The 8,883-nt window shown below is 68.5% G+C and carries 8 protein-coding genes and 1 pseudogene; 4 read left to right on the top strand and 5 right to left on the bottom strand.

From position 1 onward, the window contains the following. Nucleotides 1–355 (top strand): annotated as a pseudogene (locus tag ABZ646_RS33305) (hypothetical protein); the annotation flags it as partial. Nucleotides 356–380: 25 nt separating this feature from the next. Here ABZ646_RS33305 and ABZ646_RS33300 read toward each other — a convergent pair. The 4 genes from ABZ646_RS33300 to ABZ646_RS33285 form a co-directional block, all read right to left on the bottom strand. Then, nucleotides 381–1,019 (bottom strand): hypothetical protein, encoded by a 639-nt coding sequence (locus ABZ646_RS33300; protein ID WP_360527253.1) that lies wholly within the window; start codon nucleotides 1,017–1,019, stop codon nucleotides 381–383. Between the two features lie 241 nt (nucleotides 1,020–1,260). After that, nucleotides 1,261–1,761 (bottom strand): flavin reductase family protein, encoded by a 501-nt coding sequence (locus ABZ646_RS33295; protein WP_360527250.1) that lies wholly within the window; start codon nucleotides 1,759–1,761, stop codon nucleotides 1,261–1,263. Then, nucleotides 1,758–2,528 (bottom strand): dienelactone hydrolase family protein, encoded by a 771-nt coding sequence (locus ABZ646_RS33290; RefSeq protein WP_360527247.1) that lies wholly within the window; start codon nucleotides 2,526–2,528, stop codon nucleotides 1,758–1,760. Before ABZ646_RS33290 ends, ABZ646_RS33295 begins: the two co-directional genes overlap by 4 nt. A gap of 13 nt (nucleotides 2,529–2,541) precedes the next feature. Next, nucleotides 2,542–3,741, bottom strand: coding sequence for an LLM class flavin-dependent oxidoreductase (locus ABZ646_RS33285; protein ID WP_360527244.1), 1,200 nt, complete (start codon nucleotides 3,739–3,741; stop codon nucleotides 2,542–2,544). A 125-nt stretch (nucleotides 3,742–3,866) separates the two neighbouring features. Here ABZ646_RS33285 and ABZ646_RS33280 point away from each other — a divergent pair, with 125 nt between their 5' ends. Beyond that, a complete protein-coding gene (locus ABZ646_RS33280; protein WP_360527242.1) occupies nucleotides 3,867–6,215 on the top strand; it encodes a CoA transferase in 2,349 nt (782 codons plus the stop codon). Between the two features lie 139 nt (nucleotides 6,216–6,354). Continuing rightward, nucleotides 6,355–6,948 carry an XRE family transcriptional regulator gene (locus ABZ646_RS33275; protein ID WP_360527239.1) on the top strand — a complete coding sequence of 198 codons (594 nt, stop codon included), beginning with the start codon at nucleotides 6,355–6,357 and terminating at the stop codon, nucleotides 6,946–6,948. A 331-nt stretch (nucleotides 6,949–7,279) separates the two neighbouring features. Here ABZ646_RS33275 and ABZ646_RS33270 read toward each other — a convergent pair whose 3' ends face one another. Then, complete coding sequence (locus tag ABZ646_RS33270; protein WP_360527236.1) at nucleotides 7,280–8,131, bottom strand: IclR family transcriptional regulator; 852 nt, start codon at nucleotides 8,129–8,131, stop codon at nucleotides 7,280–7,282. A gap of 324 nt (nucleotides 8,132–8,455) precedes the next feature. Here ABZ646_RS33270 and ABZ646_RS33265 point away from each other — a divergent pair. Then, nucleotides 8,456–8,883: Rieske 2Fe-2S domain-containing protein (locus tag ABZ646_RS33265; protein WP_360527233.1), on the top strand; the 428-nt coding region annotated here is incomplete at its 3' end.

The following is an 8,883-nucleotide window of genomic DNA, read 5'->3' as shown; positions in this document are numbered from 1 at the left end:
GGTGACCAGCATGGTGGTCTCCGGCGCCGCGCCGCAGGAGACCGGCGCGGCGTCCGGTCTGCTGAACGCCATGCAGCAGGTGGGCGGTGCGCTGGACGATCTGCGCTCCCTGAGCGTTCGTCACTCCGTGGCGGTTGCGCGGGACGAGGTCGCGAGCGCCCTTGGCCGTGAGGACGCGGGCGTTCTCGATGGCGACGGACATGCGTGGCTCGGCATCCAATGGCTGCTCGATGCGGGTGCTGCCCAAGGTCCCCGCTGGAGCGAGGACTTCAGCGGCATGATCGGCTTCGCCCGGTCCCGCGGCTGGGTCCGGGACGGACGGGTGCGGGCCCACCTGGAGGCCGTGGAGACGTGATCGTCCCTCGACGGGCCGTTACGGATCAGGAAGGTGTGGCGGAGATCTGCAGACGGGTGGGCAGCCAAGGACTGAAGTCGGGCACCTGCAGGTGAAGTGATGGTTCGTAGGCCGCGACGACCTGAAGGACGCCCATCAGGTGACCGAGTACGAGCGAGCGGAGGCGTTCCATGTCCCGCTGCCCACTCGAGATCTCCCGCAGGCACACGTCCACGCACGTTCTCCCCCAGGACTGAAGCACCGGCGTGAGGAAAGGGTCGCCCGCTTCGACGCCGAGTGCCAGCGCCACGCGTTCGGCGGTGAAGGAAGTGACTCGGTCGTTGAGCTCTCGTACACCCTCGATACCGCCCATCGTGACAGTGATTGCCTCCACGACGGCCGTGTCGCGCCGCACCATCTTCAGGAAGGTGCTGACCTCACCGACGATCCAGTCGGCCGACGCATGGCTGGGGGGCGGTCCGAACTCCTCCAGCAGAGAGGAGACGTAGTCGTCGGCCAATTCGAAGAAGAAATTGTCACGCGTTTTGAAGTAATACAGGACCAGGCTCCGGGTGGTGCCCGCAAGCTCTCCCACGTCATCGAGCGTGATATCGCGCAGAGGACGAGTCCGGAGCAGGCTCAAACCCGCGTTGAGCATGGACTCGCGGCGAGTCGATTTGGCCACTGTCAAGCACCTCCTAGCGGGACCAGCGTCTCACGCCCTCCGCGAGGTCACGCAACGGGGTGAGCTCGCTGACCATGATGAACGCCGACCGGCAGCGCAGGCCTCCGCGGCAAATTTACAAGCGAACATATTTTACGTGGTGAATCAGACCGGCAGGTCGGATCACATGGCACAGCGCAACGCCCCGGAGACGGTCAGGACATGCCACCGGGGCTTTCGCGTACTTGGTTCCCCTGTCCCGCTACAGCCGGCTGTACGCGCTGCGGTGGAACAGGAGGGGCCGGTCGTACCGGGAGACGTCGAGTCCCTTGACGGCACCGACGATGATGTGATGATCGCCACCGTCGTACTGGGCGTGCACGGTGCAGTCGACCCAGGCGGCCGAGCTGGCGATCCGGGGGGCACCGGTGCTCCCGAGCCGCCACGGAACACTGGCGAACTTGTTCGTGATCGGCCGCCCGAAGGTGCGTGACACCCACTCCTGGTGTTCCGCGAGAACGTTGACGGTGAACGCCCCGGTCTCGCTGATGCGCGCCCAGGTCCTGGAGGTCCGGGAGGGAGCGATCATGACGAGCGGCGGTTCGAGGGAGAGCGAGGAGAAGGACTGGCAGGTGAAGCCGATCGGTTCGCCGGTGGACGGATCCATGCCGGTGACGACGGTCAGCCCGCTGCAGAACCGGCTCATGGCCTCGCGCATCTGCCGTGAGTCGATGGCCGTCCGGGCCGCGGTTTCGACGGTCATGTTGAGGGACCCTTCCTCTGGGCGTGGTCGGCGAAGTGGGCCAGCGTCCGACTCAGCGCGTCCTCGAAAGCTGCGGCATCGTAGGTGTCGGGAGCGTCGGGCCCGAATCCGTGATGGATGTCGAAAGCGTGACCCGCCTCGGGGTAGGTGACGAGCGACACCGGGGCACCGGAGGCCGTAAGGGCCTTCTGCCATGCCTCGAGCTCACCCGGCACCAGGATCGGGTCCGAGCCGCCCGCGAGGCCGAGCCACGGGGCGGATGGGAAGAAGCCGAGGCCGGTCAGCGCCGGCAGCCCGGGATTGCCGCGGAAGGCGTACTCGTGCACGCCCGAGGGGTACCACGACACCGCGGAACTCACCGGGACTGTGCTGGCGACGAGGTAGGCCGCGCGACCGCCGTAGGAGAAACCCAGGAGATGGATCTCGTCGACGCCCGCAGCCGTGAGTGCCTGCAGAAGCGCCTTCACGTCCTGGAGTAGTTCCTCGTCGGTGGGCAGGGCGGCCGCGAAGGCTTGGACGTCTCCACCGAACTCGGTGAAAGGGTCGATCGTGGCGACACCGCGCCGGTGGTGCAATTCCGGTGCCACGGCGAGGAATCCCTCATGGGCCAGGCGCTCAAGCCACGCATGGACGTCCGGAGTGAGGCCGGGTGCCGGGTGTAGCACCACCACGGCGCGGTCCGTCTCGCCGGAGCCCTGGACGTGCAGGGGAAATCCGACCTTCTCCAGCGCGGCCGAGACGGCGTCGCTCGAAGGTGACTGGTTCATCTGCTTCCTCCGCTCACAGCGAGCTGACTATGGGGTGGTTCAGGTTCGCCAGCTTCTTCGCCCGCCATTCCTTCTGCTCGCGGTCGCGCTCGCGCATCGGCGCGATGACCTCGTTGGCGAAGAGCTCGATGGACTCCATCAGGTGCTCGTGGGAGGTGTCACCGAACTGCTGGTTGAGGAGGAAGCCGTCCGCGTGCACGTCGGCGAGGGCCGAGACCGTCTCGAGGGCTTCGCTGGGGGAGCACATGACGTTGCCGGGCAGGTCGGGCCAGGCGTCGCCGAAGAGCCGGAATCCCTCCGGCATGCCGAGGGTCTCACGGACGTCGCCCTCGCCCCGCTGGTGGGCCTCGAACAGGTCGGTCAGGTTCGCCTTGGGGTCGGCGATGATCGCCGCGTGGCCGCCGGTGAGGCCGTACGAGAACAGCTCCATGCCTCGACGTGCCCGCTTCTGGGCCTCGGCGGCCGAGGGCGCGATGATCCCGCATCCGAAGACGAAGAGACCGGGATTCACGCCCTGTCCCATCGGCGTCGTCTCAGGCGACAGCAAGGCGTCCCAGTAACCGTCGACGGCGTGCTCGACGTCGTCGATGCCGGCAGCGCTGAGCATGAGGCAGCCGAGGCCGCGCTTGGCGATGCCGGGGACCTGGTTGGCGTTTGTGGTGGAGGTCCACAGCGGGGGGTGCGGGGTCTGGAGCGGCTTGGGGATCACGTTCACCGGCGGCAGTTGGAAGAACTCGTTCTGCACGCCTGGGTATGCCCCGCGGCTGGCGAGGATGTCGACGGAGATCTGCGACGACGCCACCGACCGCTCTGACCGCCGGCCGGCCAGCTCACCCAGGAGGGGCGCCACCTCGGCCGGGCCGCCGGCCCCGAATCCGAACTCCATCCGGCCGCCGGACAGCACATCGAGAGTCGAGATTCGCTCCGCCGTCCGCACCGGGTCGTTGTGGGACGCGTGCACGATGCCGGTGCCCAGGCGAATCGTCCTGGTGGAGCGGGACAACGCGCCGAGAATGACCTCGGGCGCCGAGTTGTGTGCGTATTCGGCGGTGAAGTGGTGCTCGCCCAGGAACACGTAGTCAAAGCCGAGCCGGTCGGCCAGTTCGATCTGCTCCAGCAGTTCGTTGAACTTCTGCCTTTCCTGCTCGGGCTCCCAGTCTTCCTTTCCGGCTCCCTTGATCACCATGGGGTTGTGGAACAAACCGAACTTCATGTCTCTCTCCGTCCCGCCTGACCCGGACATCCATGTCGCAGCTCGTGGGGTCTGGCGCTGTTGTGCAGGTCACGGTACCTTGACTTGACGTCAAGTCAAGACCCCAGAGCCGCTAAGGAATGGACATGACAAAAGGCGCACTGCACGGGCTGACGGTCTTGGACCTCAGTCACTACCTGGCCGGACCGACCGTCGCGATGATCCTCGGCGACCTTGGGGCTGAGGTGATCCGCGTCGATCCGCCCGGCGGACCGCGCTGGCAGCACCCCTCCAACGCGATCCTGCAACGGGGCAAGAAGTCGATCGTGCTCGATCTCGAGCAGCCGGATGACCGGCGGGCCGCGCAGGAGTTGGCGGCTCGCTCCGACATTCTGGTCGAGTCGTTCCGGCCGGGGCGCGCACGACGGTTCGGGCTGGACGGAGCGACGACCTGTGCCCGCAACCCGCGCCTCATCCACCTCTCGCTGCCGGGCTTCGCACCCGACGACCCGCGCGCCGACCTGCCGGCGTGGGAGGGCGTGGTGACCGCGGCGGCGGGCCTCTACCTGTACCCGGACTGCTCGCCGATGGACTACGTCGGGGACCGCTCCGCCGAACCGATCTACAACGCGATACCCCAGGCCTCCGCCATGGGCGTCATGGTCGGACTGCACAGTGTCGCCGCCGCGCTCTACGCCCGGGAGCGCTCGGGGCGCGGACAGCACATAGACACCAGCCTGTACGAAGCGGCCTTCGAATTGATCGGCGCCTCGGTCATGCGGTCTCCCACGCGCCGCACCCAGAGCGGACCCAACCCCGCCAAGGCCATCATCGATTCTCCGCAACTGGGGCACTACCGGGGTTCTGACGGCGAGTGGCTCGAACTGTGCCTGTTCCAGGACAAGCACCTGGAGTGGTTCGGCCGCGAGTTCCTGCCGGACGAGTGGGTGGCCGACGGCATGGCGGACGCCGAGCGGATGCTGACCGATCCCGCGCTGCGGGAGCGCGCCCGTGAGCGCTTCACCGAGCTCTTCGCCACCAAGCCGGCACGTGAGTGGGAGCGGCTGATCAACGACGCGTCCGGCGCGTCCGCAGCCATCTGCCAGAGCACACAGGACTGGCTTCGCCACGACGAGGACGCGCGGGCCAACCAGTCCGTCATCGAACTGACCGACCCCCATCTCGGTGCGACCGCGCAGGCCGGATACCCGATCAAACTGTCGGAGACGCCCCTGTCGGTGCAGGGTCCGCGTCGTCTCCTCGACGCCGACCGTGACGCGGTGCTCGCCCGGCTCGGCGAACCGGAGCGGCAGCCGCACGAGGGACCCGAGCCCGCGCTGCGCCGGGCCCTGGAGGGAATCCGGGTCCTCGACACCTCGCAGGTGCTCGCCGGGCCGACGACCTCACGGATCCTCGCCGAGTACGGCGCCGAAGTGGTCAAGGTGCACAGCTTCGAGGACCGCCAGCTCGGGATGCACACCTACACCAACAGCGGCAAGCGATCGGTGATGCTGAACATCAAGACACCCGGAGGACGGACGGTCTTCGACCGGCTCGCCACCGGGATCGACGTCTTCGTCCAGAACTTCTCCCGCGGCGTCGCCGAACGCATCGGCATGGGCCTCGACCACCTGCGCTCCCTCAGCCCCGGTGTCGTCTACGCCTCCATCAGCGCCTTCGGGTACGACGGCTACCGAGGAGGGTGGCGCGGCCGCGAACAACTGGGCCAGGCGATCACCGGGATGCAGGTGCGGTTCAGCGGCCCGGGGAACGAGCCTCACATGGGCCCCTTCGCCTACTGCGACTACAGCACCGGAAACTTCGCCGCCTTCGGAGTCATCATCGCCCTGTACCACCGCCTCCGGACCGGCCGGCCGCAGTCCGTCCACGCGTCGCTGTCGGCGACCGGCAGTTTCCTGCAGCTGCCGTTCCTCCTGGACTACGAAGGAGCGACGCACGACGAGCCCGCTGGGCCCGGCGCCAAGGGGAGCGGTCCTGTCGACCGGTTGTACCAGGCCGCTGATCGCTGGCTGTACCTCGCCGCCCGACCGGAAGAAGCCTCGGCTGTGGCACAGGCTCTGGGGGCCGGAAGCACGGATCCCGGCGTGCACGACACCGCACTGAGCGAGCGGTTGGCCGCGAGGATCAACGGCCTGACAGTCGCCGAGGTGACACAGGCACTTCGGCACCTGGACGTCGCGGTGCACGCCCTCGAAGACCTCGATGCCCTGATGGACGCCGACTACCCGATCAAGAAGGGCCTCGTCATCACGCGCAGTCATCCCGGTATCGGGGATGTCACCGTCGCCGGCCCGTCTGCCCGGCTGACGTCCACCCCGGTACGACCTACAGAACCGGTGGGCCCGCCCGGGAGCGACACACGTGCCGTCCTCACCGACCTCGGCCTCGGCGCCGATGTGGACGATCTGATCGGTGCCAACGCCGTCCGGGACGGTCTGCCCGCAGGCAGTGAGTTCATCGGACTGTTCCGGTGAGTCGGACCCGCACGTGAAAGGACGCGGGCCCGCCCCTGTGCCGGGCCCGCGTCGTCGACGAGGCCGTCTTCCTGCGTCGGTCGACGTGGGGGACGTCGACCGGACCTCGTAAGGTGGCCACGTGTCACAAGGAAACGCCGTGGTCGCGCGGAACGTGCGCCTTCTCAGGGAGCAGCGTGGACTGTCCCTGGCCGAGCTGGCCCGTCGAGCGGGGCTGGCCAAGCAGACGCTGTCCAATCTGGAGCAGGGGACGGGCAACCCGACGGTCGACACCCTGTTCTCCATCGCCACGGCACTGGGCGTGCCGGTGACCCGGCTGGTCGCCGAGCGGGAGCAGGTCATCACCGTGCAGCGAGGCGACGAGGTCGTCTGGCGGCAGCACGCGGGGTACGAATCGCGGTCGCTCGACCACATCTACGGCTCAGGTGTCATCGAGAACTACGTGGTGCGCATCAGCCTGAGCTCCGGTGGTCCGCGCGAGCCCTCGGAACCGCATCCCGTGGGCACGCTGGAACATCTCTTCGTCATCAGCGGCAGGGTGCGCGTGGGGCCGGCCGACAGCCCGCTGGAGCTGGGGGAGGGAGACTTCGCGCGCTATCCGGGCGACCGGCCGCACGTGTACGAGTCCCTGGTGGACGAGAGCCTGGTCCACATCGTGGTCAGCGTGCCGCGCGTCCAGCCCGGCACCGGCGCCACGAACACGACGCGGACCGACGGGAACGCCAAGCGCTGAAGTTCCGCAGCGGCCGGTGTGCCGTGCTGCGGCACGACGGATTGTGCTGCTCCGACGCAGGGCCGAACCTGGTTGGGCCGCTCGCCAGGGCGGTTCGGAACCGTCAGGTGCGAGTGACGGGGTGACCGCAGGGTCGCCGTGCGTGCTTGATGCTCACCGGTCTCCGCGTCCGGACCAGGGGGTGGTCATGTCGGATACCGCGAGCCACCCGGTCACGAGTGTGACCGGACCGTCCACGACGGCGTGGCAGGCGGGCCGGCCGGGTCGGCGCGTCCGGTCCTCCCGCCGGGTGGCTCCGGTGCCGCACACGCCGGGGTCACCGGCGGCCCGCTCAGGCCGCCGGCAGCGCGTTCGCCTCGTACGGCGATCCCACGTGCCGCGCCTTCGCCGCGGTGAGGACCCGTGCCGCCTCGAAGCCCACACGGCGCAGGGCGGGTGCGTAGCGCGAGGGGTCGAAGCGGTGATGGGCGCCGGCCACGGAGAGGGCCGCCACCGGGCGGCCGGAGGGTCCCAGGATCGGCACCGCGACACAGGTCAGCCCGGAGAGGGCTTCCTGCCGGTCAAAGGCGATGCCTTCCTGGCGGATGTTCCGCAGCTCCTCACGGAAGCGGTGCGGCTCTGTGAGGGTGTACTCGGTCCGGGCGGGGAGCCCGGCCGACACGGCCGCTTCGGCCAGGTCGTGGTCGAAGGCCAGCAGTGCCTTGCCGACACCGGTGCAGTAGGCGGGCAGCCGGGCGCCGATCCTGGAAGGGGAGCGGGCGGCGCGGTGACCGTGGATCTTGTTGACGTAGACGATGTCGGTCCCGTGGAGAACCGCCAGGTGCACGGTCTCGTGCGTCAGCTCGTACAGGTCCACGAGATGCGGCAGCAGCTGCTCGCGCAGGAGCACCGGCGTCGCGCCGTAGACCCGCTCGCCGATGGAGACGAGCTGGCTGCCCAGGCGGTAGTTGCTGCCGACGCGTTCGACGAGGTCGTTGCGCTGGAGGATGCCCAGCAGACGGAAGGCGGTCGACTTGGTCAGTCGCGAACGGCGGGCCAGTTCACTGACGCCGATCTCCCCGTCCATCGAGGCGAGGGACTTGAGCAGGACGAGCGCCTTGTCGACGGCGGTCTGCTGCCCGGCGGTCGGAGCTTCGTGAGCCGCGGGTGCGACGGTGTCGGCGGGGGAGGACTGGAGTGGCATGGCGGGCTCCGGGGTTCCAGAAGAGCCAATTAAATTGGACGTGCGTCCACTGTAGATGTCTGTTTCCCGGTTGTAAACGCGGGGTGCGCAGTGTGGCGGACGCCTCTTCTCGGCGTGCCGCAGCATGGCACGCACGCTGGGCCCATCGGTGCCCGGCGACGTCTGCTGTGTGCATGCAGCGTCACGACGCCGGCGGCCGACGTCGTCGACAGGTGGCTGCCGAACGGCGGACCGGGTCGATCGACGTCACGTCGCAACCGGACATCTGCCCGAACTGACGGCCACCGTCCGATGAACCACCAGCAGGAAGGCAAGGGAAGCGCCATGCGGCCCACCGCTCCAGACCACTCCGGCTCCCTGACACCGCCATCCGTCAGGCCGGGGGAGGACCGCCTCGCCCGGGTGGCGGAGCCGTCCGTCGACGTGAGCAACCGCTTCGACCTCGAACGGGGACTGGTCGACCGGACCATCTTCAGTGACCCGGCCGTCTACCGCCAGGAACTGCGCCGTGTCTTCGCGCCCAGCTGGCTCTTCCTCGCCCACGAGAGCCAGTTCTCCAGGCCCGGCGACTTCTTCACCACCTACATGGGTGAGGATCCGGTCATCGTGACCATGGGCAAGGACCGCAGGCTGCGGGCCTTCCTCAACGCATGCCGCCACCGCGGCCGCCTACGACGTGACCGTAACGATCGAGGACGACCTGCATGTCGTGGAACTGACGGATGCCGGCGGACGGCGCCACATCGCCGATG

The organism is Streptomyces sp. NPDC007162 (assembly GCF_040634175.1).
GTDB lineage: Bacteria > Actinomycetota > Actinomycetes > Streptomycetales > Streptomycetaceae > Streptomyces.
The sequence above is the reverse complement of the archived record's forward strand: the minus strand, read 5'-3'. Positions and strand labels throughout refer to the sequence as shown.

Bases quoted from the DNA above. Each gene is read 5' to 3' on its own strand.
- ABZ646_RS33270 (WP_360527236.1), bottom strand. From the start codon at position 8,131: ATGCCACTCCAGTCCTCCCCCGCCGACACCGTCGCACCCGCGGCTCAC.
- ABZ646_RS33285 (WP_360527244.1), bottom strand. From the start codon at position 3,741: ATGAAGTTCGGTTTGTTCCACAACCCCATGGTGATCAAGGGAGCCGGA.
- ABZ646_RS33295 (WP_360527250.1), bottom strand. From the start codon at position 1,761: ATGACCGTCGAAACCGCGGCCCGGACGGCCATCGACTCACGGCAGATG.
- ABZ646_RS33280 (WP_360527242.1), top strand. From the start codon at position 3,867: ATGACAAAAGGCGCACTGCACGGGCTGACGGTCTTGGACCTCAGTCAC.
- ABZ646_RS33290 (WP_360527247.1), bottom strand. From the start codon at position 2,528: ATGAACCAGTCACCTTCGAGCGACGCCGTCTCGGCCGCGCTGGAGAAG.